Source organism: Nocardia ignorata NBRC 108230 (genome assembly GCF_001612905.1).
Lineage (GTDB): Bacteria > Actinomycetota > Actinomycetes > Mycobacteriales > Mycobacteriaceae > Nocardia > Nocardia ignorata.
This window is the reverse complement of the sequence record NZ_BDBI01000009.1, coordinates 32,128-47,189: the sequence shown is the minus strand read 5'-3', so window position 1 is coordinate 47,189 and position 15,062 is coordinate 32,128. Positions and strand designations below refer to the sequence as shown.

Sequence of the window (15,062 nt, the reverse complement as noted above, 5' to 3'; positions counted from 1 at the left end):
GAGTCGATCTGCGCCGCGCTCGCCGAGCGTTCGTGATCGACGCCTACGCGCGCAGGACCATCGGCTGGCGCACCGGCACCACGATGTCGACCGCGCTCGTGCTCGTCGCGGTCGAGCATGCGATCTGGACCCGTGAGAGAGCGGGTCGGGAGGTGAAAGTCTTGTCCACCACACAGATAGGGGCGCTCAACACACCTCGATCGCCTTCATTGAGCGTCTCGCCGAGGCCGGGATTCAACCGAGCGTTGGCGCGGTGGGATCGAGCGACGACAACGCCCTCGCCGAGACGATCAACGGCCTCTACAAGACCGAGTTGATCAAACCACGGGGTCCGTGGCGCAACGGAGACCAGGTCGAGTTCGCCACCGCCGAATGGGTCGACTGGTTCACCGGCGGCTCTTTCAGCACTGCGGCGACGTGCCACCGGCGGAGATGGAGGCTGCCTACTACGCTCAAACCCAGCCCATCACATCGCCGAGCTGTCAGACCAGTGAGTCTCCGGACATGCCAGGCGGATTCATGGATGGTCGAGAAATTCCAGGAGTGGACCGATTCGACGGGCACTTCCCCGCCCTGGAACAGCCCCGGTTCCTGACACAAGACATTCGAGCGTTCTTCGGCGCGCTCACCCACAGCTGAGTCGACGATCCCGGGTCCACTCGTCCACGGCCCCGGGATCAGTCGTTCGCCGAAACAGCGTGCGGTACAGGCGAGGACTCAGATGGGTAGGAGTAGCACGTCCATCCACATTCACGCGGTCGACCGATACGTTTCGGAGATGACCTCGAAACCCCCGATCCGACTGCATACCGCGGACACCGCACTGGCAGTGGTCGCCTGCGCGAACCCGACACCCACCGACCGTGACAATGCCGCGGTCACCGCCTCCTCGAACATCTCCTACGTCGGCACATGGGTGACCTCCGACGGTTATATCCACCAACAACTGCTCGCCGATGGCCGCTATGACGAGGCCCGCGGCCAGCGTGCGAGTGCCTACACCGGCAGCTACACGATCACCGGTACGCATATCGACTACATCGACGACACCGGCTTCACCGCCGACGGAACCTTCGTCGACGCCGACACCCTCCATCACGGCGGTTACACATTCCATCGGGAGAAGCGTTGAGTGCTGTCCGCTAGCGAAGATCCTGGCCCCGGGAAACGACTTGTTCCCGGGCCCGGGTCGCGGACAGGGCGCCCAGAAGGGCGAGCGCGTGGGCGCTGACCGAATCGGGTTCGGCGTGGTAGACGATCAGTTCCTGGCCAGGCGCCGCTTTCACGTCGAAAGCGTTCATGCTCAACGTCATTCGTCCGACGTGAGGGTGCGCGAATCGCTTGGTCTCGGGCCGCTTGCTTCGAGCGTCGTGGCGCTCCCACAGGTCGGCGAATGTTGCGCTGTGCATCCGCGTGGTCGTCAGGACATCGTTGATTCGACGATCTGCTGTAAACATGCCGTGAAGTACGCGGAAACCGGCGACCGTGTTAGCGGCCACGACTTCCCAATCGGGGTAGAAGCTCGCAGCGGTCGGATCGAGAAAGACTTTCGTCAGCAGGTTCGGCCCGTATTCGAACCCGTCGAACAGGGCGTAAGCCAAGTCGTTTCCCGCGAGCACGTCGTAGGCCCTGCCCAGGACCAAAGCCGGGTTGTCCGGCCACATCTGCATCAGCTGTAGCAGCTGCGCATCGACTTGTTCGGTGCCAGGATGGCGCGGGCCGCTCGGGCCGAGCCCTGCAATTCGAAACAGATGCAACCGCGCGTCGTCATCGAGTTGCAGAACGCGGCCGAGCGCCTCGAGAACTTGCGCTGATGGGTGGCGTTCCCGGCCCTGCTCGAGGCGGACGTAATAGTCGGCGCTGAGCCCGCTCATCGTCGCGACCTCCTCGCGTCGCAGCCCCGATACCCGACGGTTCTTCTGGGTGGGTAGCCCCAACGATTGGGGGCTGACCTGTGCACGGCGTGCGCGGAGGAATTCCCCCAGCGGGTTCTGCATGACCTCGAGTCTAGTGTCGACAGCGTGCGACAGCCTGGGTGCAGCACTCCCAGGTGGATGGGTGCCTTCCTCGGGCCGATCGACCGATCCAAGCTGGTCCCATGACATCAGATATCTCGCTCGACTCGACCACCGCGCCCAAAGTTGTGCTGGTCACCGGAGCTAGCAGCGGAATCGGCGCGGCGACAGCGCGACGCTTGGCCGAGCAAGGCCACCGCGTCATCCTGACCGCGCGTCGTACCGATCACCTGGAAGTCATCGTGGCCGAGCTCGAGGCTGCGGGGCTCGAGGCGCAGGCGCAGGCGCTCGATGTGACTGATCGCGCCGCGTTCGGCGCGGTGGTCGACGACATCGTCACCATGCATGGCCGGTTGGATGTGCTTGTGGCCAACGCCGGGGTCATGCTGCTTTCGCGACTCGATGCCTTGCTCGTCGAGCAGTGGGACCAGATGTTCGACGTGAACGTTCGTGGTCTGTACAACGGCATCGCTGCGGTATTGCCGCACTTCACCGCCCGCGAACAGGGGCATGTCGTGACGATCGCGTCGATCGGCGCACACCAGGTCGTGCCCACCTCGGCGATCTACTCGGCGACGAAGTACGCCGCCTGGGCCCTCACCGAGGGCCTGCGGCAAGAGTCGATCCCGGGGATCCGTGTGACGACGATCTCGCCTGGTGTGGTCGAATCCGAACTCGCCACCCACATCACCGACCCGTATGCGGCAGACCTCATGGTCGCCTACCGTGCCAACGCGATCTCGCCGGAAAGCATCGGCCGTGCCATCGGCTTCGCCATCGCCCAACCCGCCGACGTCGATGTCAACGAAATCGTCATCCGTCCGGTCGGCCAACGATGACGAGGACGGCCGTCCCTCGACGGTGAGCGGGTTCGGCACTGTCAGGTGCAGGCAGGCCCGGGACATGATATCGGTGACGCACAAGCTCCTGCACCGTGCTCGGGGCCGCGCCGCACCCGCCCGCGGATTCTTCGGCGAGGGCGTCGAACAGACCCGGATCCCCGCAGACCCAACGTAACGGCGTCTGGCACGACACCGCCCTACTCGAACGCTGCTCCCCGGTCCGGTAACCACCCGCCTCACAGTGTTCACCGGCCGTTTGCTTGCCTCGCTGTATTGATATCGGTCAATATAGGCGTATGTCGAAGTCGAAGTTGGTGGTGACGCCTGTGCAGGCGTGCTCCGCCGCGCCACTGGTGCGCGAGCCCCTGTCCGAGCCTCACGCCGTCGAGCTGGCGAGCGTGTTCAAAGCACTCTCGGATCCGGTCCGGCTGCGCCTGCTGAGCACGATCGCCTCGCGCGAGAGCCAAGAAGCCTGCGTGTGTGACTTGTCGGCCGGGATCGAGTTGACCCAGCCCACGATCTCTCATCACCTCAAGGTGCTGCGCGAAGCCGGGCTGCTCGACAGTGAACGCCGTGCCTCCTGGGTGTACTACCGAGTCGTCCCCGAAGCGCTGCAACGGCTCTCGGAAGTCCTGCTCGTCGAGAGTGGCGCCGCAGTGGGAGCCACCGCATGAACACGACCACCACCGACCACCCCGCTGTCATCGGCAAGCTGTCGACCCTCGACCGGTTCCTGCCGGTGTGGATCGGCGTCGCCATGGTCGCCGGACTGTTGCTGGGCCGGATGATTCCCGGCCTCGGCGACACCCTGAGCGCCGTGGAGATCGACGGCATCTCGCTGCCGATCGCCATCGGCCTGCTCATCATGATGTACCCGGTGCTGGCCAAGGTCCGCTACGACCGACTCGACACCGTCACCGGCGACCGCAAACTCCTCATCAGCTCCCTGGTCCTGAACTGGATCCTCGGTCCCGCCCTGATGTTCGGCCTGGCCTGGCTGCTGCTGCCGGACCTGCCCGAGTACCGCACCGGACTGATCATCGTCGGGCTCGCTCGCTGCATCGCCATGGTCATCATCTGGAACGACCTGGCCTGCGGCGACCGTGAGGCCGCCGCCGTGCTGGTCGCGTTGAACTCGGTGTTCCAGGTGATCATGTTCGCCGTTCTCGGCTGGTTCTACCTCTCGGTCCTACCCGGCTGGCTCGGCCTGGAACAAACCACCATCGACACCTCACCGTGGCAGATCGCGAAGTCAGTGCTGATCTTCCTCGGTATCCCACTACTGGCCGGGTTCCTCACCCGCCGCTTCGGTGAACGCGCCAAGGGCCGTGACTGGTACGAGGCCAGCTTCCTGCCCAAGATCGGCCCATGGGCGCTCTACGGACTGCTGTTCACCATCGTGATCCTGTTCGCCCTGCAAGGCGAACAAATCACCTCCCACCCCGTCGATGTGGTCCGCATCGCGATCCCCTTGCTTGCCTACTTCGCGATCATGTGGGGCGGCGGCTACGCCATGGGCGCGGCACTGGGCCTCGGCTATGAGCGCACCACCACCCTCGCCTTCACCGCTGCGGGCAACAACTTCGAACTCGCCATCGCCGTCGCGATCGCCACCTACGGCGCCACCTCCGGCCAAGCCCTCGCCGGAGTCGTCGGCCCACTCATCGAAGTACCAGTGCTCGTCGGGCTGGTCTATGTCTCCCTCGCGCTGCGCAAACGATTCCGGCCCACGACCACTGGGTCACCGATACCGAAAAGGTGACGCCGCGGTGAACACAACTCCGTCCGTACTGTTCGTGTGCGTCAAGAACGGCGGCAAATCCCAGATGGCCGCCGGACTGATGCGTGCCGTCGCCGATGGTCGGCTCGAGATCCATTCCGCCGGAACCAAACCCGGCACCTCGATCAACACCCTGTCGGCACAATCACTGCTCGAAGTCGGCGTCGACATCCGTGCCGAGATCCCCAAACCCGTCGACCCGACCCTACTCCGCTCGGTCGACCTGGTCGTGACCCTCGGCCGTGAAGTCCACCTCGAACCGGTCGAAGGCGTGCGAATCATCAACTGGGACACCGACGAACCCTCCGAACGCGGCATCGACGGCATCGAACGCATGCGCCTTGTCCGCGACGACATCACCGCCCGCGTCAACAACCTGCTCACCGAACTCACCACACCCGCCGAGCAACGGAACCTCTCATGAGCGACAGCCCACTCGCGCCCACCCATACCCGCCACGACCTGACCATCGACCAGCAGCTCGCCCTGAAAACCGCAGCCACCCACCTGCAGCGTGAGTTCGACGGCACCTTCGGCGTCGAGACCATCGAACGGTTCCTGCACTCCTCCTACGACCAGTTCGCCGGACGCGCGACCGTGATCAACTACCTGCCGCTGCTGGCCGAACGCTTCGCCCGCCAACGCCTGCACGCCCTGGCCCGCGTCGAAGGCAAAGCCCACACCGGCACCCCCACCGTGCTGTTCCTGTGCACCCACAACGCCGGACGCTCCCAGATGGCCCTCGGGTTCTTCGCCCACCTCGCCGGTGACCGTGCGGTGGCCTGGTCCGGCGGCAGCGAACCCGGCGACGAGATCAACCCCGCCGCCATCGCCGCGATGGCCGAGGTCGGCATCGACATCACCGCCGAGTTCCCCAAGCCATGGACCGAGGAAATCATCCAGGCCGCCGATGTGGTCATCACCATGGGCTGCGGCGACGCCTGCCCCCTCTACCCCGGACGCCGCTACGAGGAATGGGACCTCGACGACCCCGCCGAACTCGACATCGCCGCCATCCGGTTCATCCGCGACGAGATCGAAACCCGCGTCCGCCACCTCCTCGCCGAACTCGACCTGCCCGCCAACTGAAAGGCACTGCCCCACATGACCGCCAAGCCCAGCGTCCTGTTCGTCTGCGTCCACAACGCCGGACGCTCCCAGATGGCCGCCGGATTCCTCACCCACCTCGCCGGCGACGCCATCGAGGTCCGCTCCGCAGGCAGCGCGCCCGCCGACACGATCAACCCCTCCGCCGTGGAGGCGATGGCCGAACTCGGCATCGACATCTCCGACCAGAAGCCGAAGATCCTCACCTACGACGCCGTGGAAACCTCCGACGTCGTCATCACCATGGGCTGCGGGGACACCTGCCCGTCGTTCCCCGGTGTCAGCTACCGAGACTGGATCCTGGAAGACCCCGCAGGCAAAGGTGTGGACTCGGTCCGGCCGATCCGCGATGAGATCAAGACACGAGTCGAGGCTCTCGTCGCTGAGCTGCTGCCCACCCGAGCCTGATCTCACCCCAGGATTCACCTTCGACTCTCCCGAGCCTGCCCTCGCTGACGAACACGTCGAGCGAGGGCGGCTCGCCGGAGTGCAGTGTCTTCAGCGTCCACAGAACGAAAGCGCGGCGAACCACCCCCGGTCCACATCGCCGTGACAAGGGCGCTCGACAACGACAGTCACAGCATCCATCGAGTCAGCAGGTGGGCGCGATGTCGTGGAGCCGGTCCACGATGACGTCGAGGATCTGCGCGAAGTTCTGGATCTGGTCTCGAGTGAGGCCGTCGAGAAGTGCAGCGGCCATCTCGTCGCGTTGTGTTCGTAGCGTGTGCACGAAGGCGGTGCCGCGTTCGGTGAGTGTCACGAGGGTGGCTCGCCGGTCGGTCGGGTGTGGTTGTCGGTCGACATAGCCGTCGGCGGCGAGTCCGTCGAGCAGGCCGGTGACGTTGCGGGGGCTGACTTCGAGGAGATCAGCCAAAGCACGCTGGGTAAGCGGTCCGCGGTGGTGGAGACGCCACAGCAACCGCGCTCTGGCCTGCGTGAGGCCACGTTCGACCATGCCGCGTTCCATCATCGCCCCGAGGACTTCGGTCAGTTCGAAGAGTTTGTCCGTCGCGGCACTAGCGGGGCTTGGACTCTCCGCGTTATCGTGAAGTAACTTCACTATGTATCGACCTCCTTACTGTCAGTGTAAGCGAGGCGGTGCCGAACAGTTAGGCGGTGAGGGGTAATGCCGCAGCGAATGAAGAGCCGTCCGATCTTTGCCCGGTTCTATGCGGGCCTGGCCGGTCCCGGGCTGGAACGGGCAGGGGTGAGCCGGTATCGACACCGGCTCACCGAGAAATTGGTCGGCGAGGTCCTCGAAGTCGGCGCCGGTCCAGGTGCCAGCTTCGAGTTCTATCCGTCGACAGTCACCAGGCTGGTAGCCATCGAACCGGAACCCCTACTGCGCCGCCGGGCCGAACAGGCCGCCGTGGCGGCACCGATCAGGGTCGAGGTTATCGCCGGTGACGCGGAATACATTGTGGCAGAAGATGATTTATTCGACGCAGTTGTGACCAGCCTGGTGCTGTGCTCGGTACCCGACCAGGCCGCCGCCCTGGCCGAGGTTTCCCGAGTCCTCAAACCGGGCGGCGTGCTGCGGTTCTTCGAACATGTTCGATCCGAGTCGGCACGGACGCGGCGAGTGCAACGAGCGGCTGATGCCACGGTCTGGCCACTGCTCAACGGCGGCTGTCATACCGGCCGCGACACCCTACGCGCACTCACCGACGCGGGATTCGAGCTCACCGAATACGAGCGAGTCCGGTTCCCCGACATGCCTTTCCCGTTCCCAGCGTCCGAACACATCCTCGGAACCGCGACGGCGCCCGAACGGCGGCCGTGAGGGAGGCGGCGGAGCGGATGTGCCCTGATCCGTGCCGCTGCGCGGCTGTTCCGGGCGCGTCGCACATGAACTCCCTGACAACCCCGCCGTATCAGGCGAGCGCGGTGGCGAGAGGTAGTTCGGCCAGGCGCCATTCGAGCATGCCGTCGTGGAGCCGGATCGCTCGGCGGCCGTGGTCGTTGAGCATACGCACCGCGTCGTAGGCCAGTACGCAGTACTCGCCGCGGCAGTAGACGACGATTTCGCTGTCGGCGGGGAGTTCTGCGATGCGCTCGGCCAGCTGGTCGACGGGGATGTTGACCGCTGCCGGGATGTGACCGGCCTGATACTCGGGGGCGGGACGTACATCCAAGACGATGAGCTTGCCCGATTCGGCGCGGGCCAGCAGTTCCTCGCGGGTCATTTCCTGGCTGACGGCCGGACCCAGGTAGGAATCGCGGGCCGGTGCCACGGAGGGTTGGTGAGCTTCGGCGACCTTGCGGAGCAGCGCGAACAGTTGCGCCACATCCTCGCCGGCAAGGCGGTAGTGGATGCGCACACCCTCGCGTCGGGTTGCTACGAATCCGGCCTGTTTGAGTGTCTGTAGATGCGCCGACGCGGTCGTGAGATTCAACCCGGCGGCAGCGGCGAGCGATTCGACGGTGCGCTCGCCCTGGGCGAGCAGGTCCAGCAGCTCGAGGCGCTTACCGCTGGCCAGCGCCTTACCACTGGTGGCGAACGCCTCGTACAGCGCCGACTTCGCGGCAGGGCGGTCATTGCTCACGACTTCTCCAATCATCCGTGGAATACGATACGCGCTCCGAGCAGGCGATCGGCAGGTCGCCGACCGCGCGGTTGTCTTCCATGAAACCATGGAATACGCTCCTATGTTATTCCATGGTTGATTGGAATATGCGAGTGACGGGTCCCGTCTGCGGCCCGGCCAGGCAACCGAGGAGTGCGTGCATGCCTACCGACTTCACCCTGATCCCCGTCATCGACGAGGGGCTGGGCAACTCGACCTATCTGCTCGACCTCGGCGACGGCCGCGCCCTGGTCATCGACCCCGAACGCGACGTGCGCCAGGTGCGCGCCGAAGCGCGCCGCCACGGCTTGCGGATCGCCTACGCGGTGGAAACCCACCTGCACGCGGACTTCATCTCCGGCGTGCGGGAGCTGGCCGATACCGAGGACGCGACCGTGATCGCTCCCGAAGTCGGTCCCCGCGGATTCGAGGTCACCTCAGTCGGTGACGGCGAGATCGTGACCGTCGGCGAGTTCGTCCTCGAAGCGCTCGCGACCCCGGGGCATTCTCCCGAGCACCTGTCCTACCTGCTGTGGGATGCGGATCAGCGACTGCGTGGCGTGTTCACCGGCGGCTCGCTGATGGTCGGCACCGCAGGGCGTACCGACCTGGTCAGCCTCGAGCAGACCATCCCGCTCGCCCGCGCCCAGTACCACTCGCTGCAGCGGCTGATGGAACTGCCCGACGACACCCCGGTCTGGCCCACTCACGGCGCGGGATCGTTCTGCTCGGCGGCTACCGGCACTGCACGGGTCTCCACCATCGGCCGCGAGCGCGCGACCAACCCGCTGTTGCAGGTCGACGGCGAGGACGCTTTCGTCGAGGCGCTGCTCGACTCGCTGGGAACCTTCCCCGACTATTTCCTGCGCCTCGGCGAGATCAACCACCACGGCCCCGCCGTGCTCGGTGACAAGCCCGCTCTTGCCCCGTTGACCGGCGATCAGGTCAGCGCACTGGTCACCGACGGCGCCCAGGTTGTCGATGTTCGTCCCGCCGCCGATTTCGCCGCAGGTCACATCCCGGGAGCGCTGTCGATCACCTTGCGGCCGGTCTTCGCGACCTGGCTGGGCTGGGTCGTCGACGCCGACCGGCCCGTGGTCATCGTCCGCGACGATACCCAGGGCGGCGTCGATATCGCTTGGGAGGCAGCAAAAGTCGGTTTCGACACCCTCGCCGGTGAACTCGACGGCGGAATGACCGCGTGGACCGGACCGGTCGAGAAGGCGTCGTTGCTCGACGCACACCAGCTGGTCGCGCACCCCGCACCCACGGTGCTCGATATCCGCCAGCGCGGCGAGTTCACCACCGGGCATGTCCCCGCTGCCCGCCACATCGAACTCGGCAGTCTCGCCGCACATTTGGTCGATATCCCGGTCGGGCCGGTGGCGGTGATGTGCGGACACGGGGAACGCGCGATGACCGCAGCCAGCATCCTGGAACGCCACGGCCGCACCGACATCCGGATCTTGGAAGGCTGCCCGGCCGACTACGCAGCCGCGCTCGGCCAGAGCCTGGCGGCCGGGGCATGAGCCTTCGCCCCAGCACTCGGCCCCTGGTTCTGGGCCTGCGGGAGAACGCAGCCCAGTTCACGCTGCTGGTCGCGGTCAACGCTCTGGTCGGTGGCATGGTCGGCCAGCAGCAGACCGTGCTCCCCCTGTTGGCGGAGTCCGAGTTCGGGCTCACCGGTTACACCTTCATCTTCACCTACGTCGCCGCGTTCGGAATCACCAAGGCGATCGCGAACTACTTCGCGGGCACCTTCTCCGACCGCTACGGCCGCAAACCCGTTCTCCTCGTGGGCTGGTTGTTCGCCCTGCCGGTGCCGCTGTTGCTCATCGCCGCCCCGAACTGGGGCTGGGTCGTGGCCGCCAACGTGCTGCTCGGCATCAACCAGGGCCTGACCTGGTCGACCACCGTCGTGATGAAAATCGACCTCGTCGGGCCGGACCGGCGCGGGCTGGCCATGGGCCTCAACGAAGCCGCCGGATACGGTGCGGTCGCGCTCAGCTCCCTGCTGGCCGGCTACCTCGCCGAACAGTTCGGCCTGCGCCCCGCACCGTTTCTGCTCGGCCTGGCCTACACCGCGCTCGCGCTGGCCCTGTGCGGGTTCTTCGTGCGCGAGACCCGCGACTACGCCCGCCTGGAAGCGGCCCGACACACTCCCCGTGCCGACGGCCGCCACGATCACCTACACGCGGATCTCACCGATCGCCAGATCGTGGCCGCGACCAGCCTGACCGAGCCAGCGCTGTCCTCGGCGAGTCACGCCGGGCTGGTCAACAACCTCAACTTCGGTCTGTCGTGGGGTCTGTTCCCACTGCTGTTCGCCACCGAGGGCCTCACCGTCGGCCAGATCGGATTGCTGTTCGCGCTCTACCCCGGCGTGTGGGGTGCTGGGCAACTCGTCACCGGCGCGTTGTCGGATCGGTGGGGGCGCAAGCACCTCATCACCGGCGGCATGAGCCTGCAGGCTGGTGCGCTGGCCGTCATCGCGGCCTCGCACGGCTTCGCCGAGTGGGCGGTCGGCGCGGTCCTGCTCGGTGCCGGAACCGCGATGGTGTATCCGACCCTGCTGGCGGTGATCGGCGATGTCGCCCATCCGCTGTGGCGGGGCCGCGCGGTCGGGGTCTACCGGGTCTGGCGCGATCTGGGATACGCCGTCGGCGCCGTCCTCGGTGGCATCGTCGCCGATCTGCTCGGTCTGCACGCCGCAGTCTGGGCCGCCGCAGCGGTCAGCGCCGCCTCTGCGGTGGCCGTCGGTATCCGGATGTACGAAACCCACCCACCGGCCCACCGATAGCAACCCTCGTATTCCGGGCACGGTTGCCCAACCCTGGTTTCCCAGCGTCGCTGCCCTCGTCGTGTCAACGCGCGGCGAGGGCAGCCGCTTATCGGCTACGAGGGCCTTGCGTATCCCGATCTGAAAGCGCACACTTACGCAAGTGGAGGCTTTCAGAGATGTGGATGTGGCGATCCTGGGCGATCCGACCCGCAAGGCGATCTTCGAACGTCTTGCTCGGCGCCCCTCGTCGGTGGGCGAGCTCGCCGAGTCCCTGCCGGTCACGCGCCAGGCGGTGTCGCAGCACCTGCGCGTGCTGAAAGAAGGGGGGCTCGTCGTGGCGACCCCGGAGGGCACCAAGCGCATCTACCGCCTGAATCCCGACGGCCTCGCCGCGATTCAGGCGTACTTCCAGAACATCTGGAACGAGGCATTGACCGCTTTTCAGAAGGCCGCCGACGCGGCGGCCACAGACCCTGAACAGGAGAATCGACCATGACCACTGGACAACTGCCAGTCCTGGAAGGCACCGCCACCGTCGCGATGAGCCCGGAGCGGGCGTTCGCGTTCTTCACTGAATCCTTCGGGAGTTGGTGGCCATCGGCCTATCACATCGGCAAGGCCGAGATGGCCGACGCGATCCTCGAGCCCGGCGAGGGCGGACGCTGGTACGAACGCGGCGTCGACGGCTCCGAATGCGACTGGGGCCGGGTACTCGTGTGGGAGCCACCGCACCGGCTGGTGGTGACCTGGCAGATCAACGGCCGCTGGGAATACGACCCGGATCCGGCTCGTGCCAGCGAGATCGAGGTCCGCTTCACCGCTCAGGGACCGGAGCAGACCACGGTCACCCTGGAACACCGCTACCTCGACCGGCTCGTCGACGGCAAGGCCATCCAGGACACCATCGTCGAACGCGGCGGCGGGTGGAGCACCCTGCTGGAACTGTTCGCCGAGACCGCGCGAACCCACTCATGAAACAGACGCCGAAACCCCTACGGCGGTCAGGGGTTTCGAAGCCCCACCAGCGCGGCGGCAGGCACCACGGCCAACGCGAGCACTCCACCGACCACAGCGAGCGTCGGATAGCTCGTCGCCGCGACCATCAACCCCGAGCCCATCCCGCCGGTCGCACCGGCAATGGCGATGGAAACATCCACGGTGCCCTGGGTTTTGGCACGTGTCGCCAGCGGCACCGTGTCGGTGATGATGGCGGTACCCGCCACCAAGCCCAGGTTCCAGCCGAGCCCCAACAACGCCAATGCCACCGCCAAGACAACAACCGAGTCCGAGGGCGCCAGCGCGGCAAGCATGCCGGCGGCCAGCAACGTGAACCCCGAGGCGCCCGCGACCGGCAACCGACCGAAGCGGTCCACGAGCCAACCCGTCAGCGGCGAGGGCAGATACATCGCACCGACGTGAACCGCGATCACCGCGCCCGCAGCACCAGCGCCGTGCCCGTGCGCGAGCATGTGCACCGGCGTCATCGTCATGATCGCCACCATCACCAACTGGGTCAGCGCCATCACGAACCCGCCCACCACGATCCCCCGCCCAGCATTCTCGACTGGTCCGGCATCGAGGTCATCGGCTGATTCGGCAGGTTCTTCGACGTCGATACTCACGCGCCGGGCCAACAGCAGAGGATCCGGGCGCAGCCAGATCGCCAGCACAACCGCAGCCAAACCGTAGGCCACAGCGGCGAGCAGGAACGGCCCCGCCAAATAGGGGATGCCCAGCACCCGAGCCAGCTCGCCGGTCGGCGCGGCGAGATTGGGGCCTACGACACCGCCGAGCGTGGTCGCGACCAGCACTGTCGACACCGCCCTGCCACGGCGCGAGGCAGGGGCCAGATCCGCTCCGGCGTACCGGGCCTGCAGATTGGTGGCAGTGCCCGCACCGTAGACGAACAACGCGATGAATAGCAGGGCCGGATTGTCCACCACCGCGGCGGCGATCACCCCGACACTGCCGATCGCGCCGGTGAGATACCCGGCCGCCAACCCAGGGCGACGGCCACGCGCCTGAGACAACCGGCCGACCGCCACCGCGGCGAGGGCCGACCCCGCCGTGAACAACGCACTGGGCAGCCCAGCCAGACTGGTCGAACCGAGCATGTCCTTGGCCAACAGCGCGCCCACCGTTATTCCGGCAGCCAGCCCCGCGCCGCTGAGGATCTGAGCCGAAACCAACACTCCGAGAGTGCGGCGCTGTACGCGAGCCATCGACTCCGGGCCGGAGGCAAGACCGGTACGGATAGCACTGTGAGGCACGACGAAATCTCTTCCCTATGAGGAGATGGGCCAACATTGCGAGGAAGCCCGCGAGCGCTAATGCTACGGTATTCCAGAGATTATTGGATCAAGAGGCAGGTCTTCTGCCACGAAACTCCCGGTGGACTGCCCGACCATGACGCCGCCTGCCGGGAACTCGATAGGATCGGTATCGGCGAGCCGCGAGCACGGACCCCGGCGAGCGCTGGATGGCGTGAAATCGGCGCCGAATGCCATCAGCACCAGCCGTTGCAGCGCGACCGCGAGCCGGGAAGTTCAAGGTCGTTTAGGCTGATCGGGTGCAGGACTCGCCGACCGACACCCACCCGCACGAACCCCATGCCGAGGGCCTCGCCTCCCGGCTGAACTGGCTGCGCGCCGGGGTACTCGGCGCCAACGACGGCATCGTCTCCACCGCCGGGCTGGTGGTCGGTGTCGCGGCGACAACGAACGACAGCACGACGATCCTCGCCGCGGGCGTGGCCGGACTCGTCGCGGGCGCGATCTCGATGGCGGCCGGTGAGTACGTATCGGTGAGCACTCAACGCGATTCGGAGAAAGCGCTACTGGCCAAGGAACGACGGGAACTGGCCGACTTCCCCGACTACGAACTGGCCGAACTCACCGAGATCTACCAGGCCAAGGGCCTGAGCCCGGCGACCGCACGCAAGGTAGCCGAGGAACTGACCGCCCACGACGCCTTCACCGCCCACGCCGAAGCCGAACTCAAACTCGACCCGAGCGAACTCACCAACCCATGGGCCGCCGCCGGATCCTCGGCGATCGCGTTCATCTGCGGAGCGCTGCTCCCGCTACTGGCGATCGTGCTGCCACCGGCACAGTGGCGAGTGCCGGTGACCTTCGTGGCAGTACTCGTAGCACTCGCGCTCACCGGATCGCTGAGCGCGCGACTCGGCGGAAGCGCGCGAGGCAGAGCAGTGCTACGAGTCGTCGTCGGCGGCGCACTGGCCATGGCGGTGACCTACGCGATCGGCACACTCACCGACACACTCGGCGGCTGAGCGGTCAGGGGTCGGGCCGAAATCGAGTCACCGGGTGACCCGGTCGAAGAGATCGGCGGCCTCCCCGGTTCGCCGCGCGCATCCCACATGGTCGTCGTCTCAGTCGTAGTCGACCCGGACATCGGTGGCGCCTCGCAGCTCGGCGACGAGCCGGGCCCAGACCCCGGCGATGACACCGGCGGCCAGCACGATGCCGGGAGCGCCCGCCGCCGGCCACACCGACCGCTGATGAAGCCGGTCCACGAGGGTGTCGCGGTCGCGTGCCTGGGTGAATGAATCACCGGGCGGCAGCAATCGAACTGCGCGTGCGGTAGGCGGGGACCGCAGCTCGTCCAGGTCGTCGACGTGGATCCAGGCACATCGCTCCGCGAAATCGATGGGAGTGAGATCGCGAGTTCCCGTCCCGACAGCCGACCGATCACCGCGTCCGCGTCCAGAGTTGTCATCGCCGCCACCTCCCGATCGGAGTCATTCGTCGAGAATCGGCCCCGCGGCCGATCGATTCAGCGGGTCGAGCCGAGACCACCGCTGATCCCTATGCGGCGCTATGTCGTACGCTGCGATGTCAGCCATCCGCAGCGTCGGCTCCAACTCGGCAAGACCATGAAACTGGTCGCGACGTCGGCGGTCTGGTCTCCCGCACCGCACAGAGATCGTCGGGCCGAGCCCGGCTCGGG

General features: G+C 66.5%; 18 protein-coding genes and 1 pseudogene. 14 read left to right on the top strand and 5 right to left on the bottom strand.

The genetic code is table 11. The annotated features are described in order from the left end of the window. Positions 1-26: 26 nt before the first annotated feature. Both NI2_RS33645 and NI2_RS07825 read left to right on the top strand, forming a co-directional pair. A pseudogene (locus tag NI2_RS33645) lies at positions 27-639 on the top strand (DDE-type integrase/transposase/recombinase); the annotation flags it as partial. A gap of 139 nt (positions 640-778) precedes the next feature. Further along, positions 779-1,132 (top strand): Atu4866 domain-containing protein, encoded by a 354-nt coding sequence (locus NI2_RS07825; protein WP_084476117.1) that lies wholly within the window; start codon positions 779-781, stop codon positions 1,130-1,132. Positions 1,133-1,142: 10 nt separating this feature from the next. Here NI2_RS07825 and NI2_RS07820 read toward each other — a convergent pair whose 3' ends face one another. Beyond that, the gene (locus tag NI2_RS07820; protein ID WP_067487964.1) at positions 1,143-1,997 is read right to left on the bottom strand and encodes a helix-turn-helix transcriptional regulator; all 855 of its coding nucleotides are present in this window, start codon (positions 1,995-1,997) and stop codon (positions 1,143-1,145) included. A 101-nt stretch (positions 1,998-2,098) separates the two neighbouring features. On the opposite strand from NI2_RS07820, the gene NI2_RS07815 reads away from it, so the two are divergent. The 6 genes from NI2_RS07815 to NI2_RS07790 all read left to right on the top strand — a co-directional run bounded on the left by NI2_RS07815 (position 2,099) and on the right by NI2_RS07790 (position 6,152). After that, complete coding sequence (locus tag NI2_RS07815; RefSeq protein ID WP_067487962.1) at positions 2,099-2,854, top strand: SDR family oxidoreductase; 756 nt, start codon at positions 2,099-2,101, stop codon at positions 2,852-2,854. A 299-nt stretch (positions 2,855-3,153) separates the two neighbouring features. After that, a complete protein-coding gene (locus tag NI2_RS07810) occupies positions 3,154-3,531 on the top strand; it encodes an ArsR/SmtB family transcription factor (RefSeq protein WP_067487959.1) in 378 nt (125 codons plus the stop codon). Next, positions 3,528-4,619, top strand: coding sequence for an ACR3 family arsenite efflux transporter (gene arsB, locus NI2_RS07805; protein WP_067487957.1), 1,092 nt, complete (start codon positions 3,528-3,530; stop codon positions 4,617-4,619). Before NI2_RS07810 ends, arsB begins: the two co-directional genes overlap by 4 nt. 7 nt (positions 4,620-4,626) lie before the next feature. Beyond that, entirely contained in the window at positions 4,627-5,061 is a 435-nt protein-coding gene (locus NI2_RS07800; RefSeq protein WP_067487955.1) for an arsenate-mycothiol transferase ArsC, read from the top strand. Then, complete coding sequence (locus NI2_RS07795) at positions 5,058-5,726, top strand: arsenate reductase ArsC (RefSeq protein ID WP_067487953.1); 669 nt, start codon at positions 5,058-5,060, stop codon at positions 5,724-5,726. Before NI2_RS07800 ends, NI2_RS07795 begins: the two co-directional genes overlap by 4 nt. 15 nt (positions 5,727-5,741) lie before the next feature. Further along, a complete protein-coding gene (locus NI2_RS07790) occupies positions 5,742-6,152 on the top strand; it encodes an arsenate reductase ArsC (protein ID WP_067487951.1) in 411 nt (136 codons plus the stop codon). Positions 6,153-6,336: 184 nt separating this feature from the next. Here the strand turns inward: NI2_RS07790 and NI2_RS07785 are convergent, their stop codons facing one another. Next, entirely contained in the window at positions 6,337-6,699 is a 363-nt protein-coding gene (locus NI2_RS07785; protein ID WP_208115391.1) for a MarR family winged helix-turn-helix transcriptional regulator, read from the bottom strand. 171 nt (positions 6,700-6,870) lie between these two features. Here NI2_RS07785 and NI2_RS07780 point away from each other — a divergent pair, with 171 nt between their 5' ends. Further along, positions 6,871-7,527 (top strand): class I SAM-dependent methyltransferase, encoded by a 657-nt coding sequence (locus NI2_RS07780; RefSeq protein ID WP_067487947.1) that lies wholly within the window; start codon positions 6,871-6,873, stop codon positions 7,525-7,527. A 91-nt stretch (positions 7,528-7,618) separates the two neighbouring features. On the opposite strand, the gene NI2_RS07775 is transcribed toward NI2_RS07780, so the two are convergent. Further along, positions 7,619-8,290, bottom strand: coding sequence for an ArsR/SmtB family transcription factor (locus NI2_RS07775; RefSeq protein WP_371851945.1), 672 nt, complete (start codon positions 8,288-8,290; stop codon positions 7,619-7,621). 182 nt (positions 8,291-8,472) lie between these two features. Between NI2_RS07775 and NI2_RS07770 the strand changes: the two genes are divergently transcribed. From NI2_RS07770 to NI2_RS07755, 4 genes are all read left to right on the top strand, one after another. After that, the gene (locus tag NI2_RS07770) at positions 8,473-9,840 is read left to right on the top strand and encodes an MBL fold metallo-hydrolase (protein WP_067487940.1); all 1,368 of its coding nucleotides are present in this window, start codon (positions 8,473-8,475) and stop codon (positions 9,838-9,840) included. Beyond that, on the top strand, positions 9,837-11,111 hold the full coding sequence (locus NI2_RS07765; protein WP_067487938.1) for an MFS transporter: 1,275 nt from the start codon (positions 9,837-9,839) through the stop codon (positions 11,109-11,111). The genes NI2_RS07770 and NI2_RS07765 overlap by 4 nt, the downstream gene beginning before the upstream one ends. Positions 11,112-11,271: 160 nt before the next feature. After that, on the top strand, positions 11,272-11,589 hold the full coding sequence (locus NI2_RS07760) for an ArsR/SmtB family transcription factor (RefSeq protein WP_243750051.1): 318 nt from the start codon (positions 11,272-11,274) through the stop codon (positions 11,587-11,589). Continuing rightward, positions 11,586-12,068 carry an SRPBCC family protein gene (locus tag NI2_RS07755; RefSeq protein WP_067487934.1) on the top strand — a complete coding sequence of 161 codons (483 nt, stop codon included), beginning with the start codon at positions 11,586-11,588 and terminating at the stop codon, positions 12,066-12,068. Before NI2_RS07760 ends, NI2_RS07755 begins: the two co-directional genes overlap by 4 nt. Positions 12,069-12,094: 26 nt before the next feature. Here NI2_RS07755 and NI2_RS07750 read toward each other — a convergent pair whose 3' ends face one another. Further along, the gene (locus NI2_RS07750; RefSeq protein WP_067487932.1) at positions 12,095-13,315 is read right to left on the bottom strand and encodes an MFS transporter; all 1,221 of its coding nucleotides are present in this window, start codon (positions 13,313-13,315) and stop codon (positions 12,095-12,097) included. Between the two features lie 347 nt (positions 13,316-13,662). Between NI2_RS07750 and NI2_RS07745 the strand changes: the two genes are divergently transcribed. Next, positions 13,663-14,385: a VIT1/CCC1 transporter family protein gene (locus NI2_RS07745; protein ID WP_067487930.1), complete on the top strand. Its 723-nt coding sequence runs from the start codon at positions 13,663-13,665 to the stop codon at positions 14,383-14,385. A 99-nt stretch (positions 14,386-14,484) separates the two neighbouring features. On the opposite strand, the gene NI2_RS07740 is transcribed toward NI2_RS07745, so the two are convergent. Further along, positions 14,485-14,763: a DNA glycosylase AlkZ-like family protein gene (locus NI2_RS07740; RefSeq protein ID WP_084476111.1), complete on the bottom strand. Its 279-nt coding sequence runs from the start codon at positions 14,761-14,763 to the stop codon at positions 14,485-14,487. Positions 14,764-15,062: the final 299 nt, after the last annotated feature.

Excerpts from the sequence above, each read along its gene's own strand:
- NI2_RS07825 (WP_084476117.1), top strand. The coding sequence starts at position 779 with ATGACCTCGAAACCCCCGATCCGACTGCATACCGCGGACACCGCACTG.
- NI2_RS07820 (WP_067487964.1), bottom strand. The coding sequence starts at position 1,997 with ATGCAGAACCCGCTGGGGGAATTCCTCCGCGCACGCCGTGCACAGGTC.
- NI2_RS07815 (WP_067487962.1), top strand. The coding sequence starts at position 2,099 with ATGACATCAGATATCTCGCTCGACTCGACCACCGCGCCCAAAGTTGTG.
- NI2_RS07810 (WP_067487959.1), top strand. The coding sequence starts at position 3,154 with ATGTCGAAGTCGAAGTTGGTGGTGACGCCTGTGCAGGCGTGCTCCGCC.
- arsB (WP_067487957.1), top strand. The coding sequence starts at position 3,528 with ATGAACACGACCACCACCGACCACCCCGCTGTCATCGGCAAGCTGTCG.
- NI2_RS07795 (WP_067487953.1), top strand. The coding sequence starts at position 5,058 with ATGAGCGACAGCCCACTCGCGCCCACCCATACCCGCCACGACCTGACC.
- NI2_RS07790 (WP_067487951.1), top strand. The coding sequence starts at position 5,742 with ATGACCGCCAAGCCCAGCGTCCTGTTCGTCTGCGTCCACAACGCCGGA.
- NI2_RS07785 (WP_208115391.1), bottom strand. The coding sequence starts at position 6,699 with ATGGTCGAACGTGGCCTCACGCAGGCCAGAGCGCGGTTGCTGTGGCGT.
- NI2_RS07780 (WP_067487947.1), top strand. The coding sequence starts at position 6,871 with ATGCCGCAGCGAATGAAGAGCCGTCCGATCTTTGCCCGGTTCTATGCG.
- NI2_RS07770 (WP_067487940.1), top strand. The coding sequence starts at position 8,473 with ATGCCTACCGACTTCACCCTGATCCCCGTCATCGACGAGGGGCTGGGC.
- NI2_RS07765 (WP_067487938.1), top strand. The coding sequence starts at position 9,837 with ATGAGCCTTCGCCCCAGCACTCGGCCCCTGGTTCTGGGCCTGCGGGAG.
- NI2_RS07755 (WP_067487934.1), top strand. The coding sequence starts at position 11,586 with ATGACCACTGGACAACTGCCAGTCCTGGAAGGCACCGCCACCGTCGCG.
- NI2_RS07750 (WP_067487932.1), bottom strand. The coding sequence starts at position 13,315 with ATGGCTCGCGTACAGCGCCGCACTCTCGGAGTGTTGGTTTCGGCTCAG.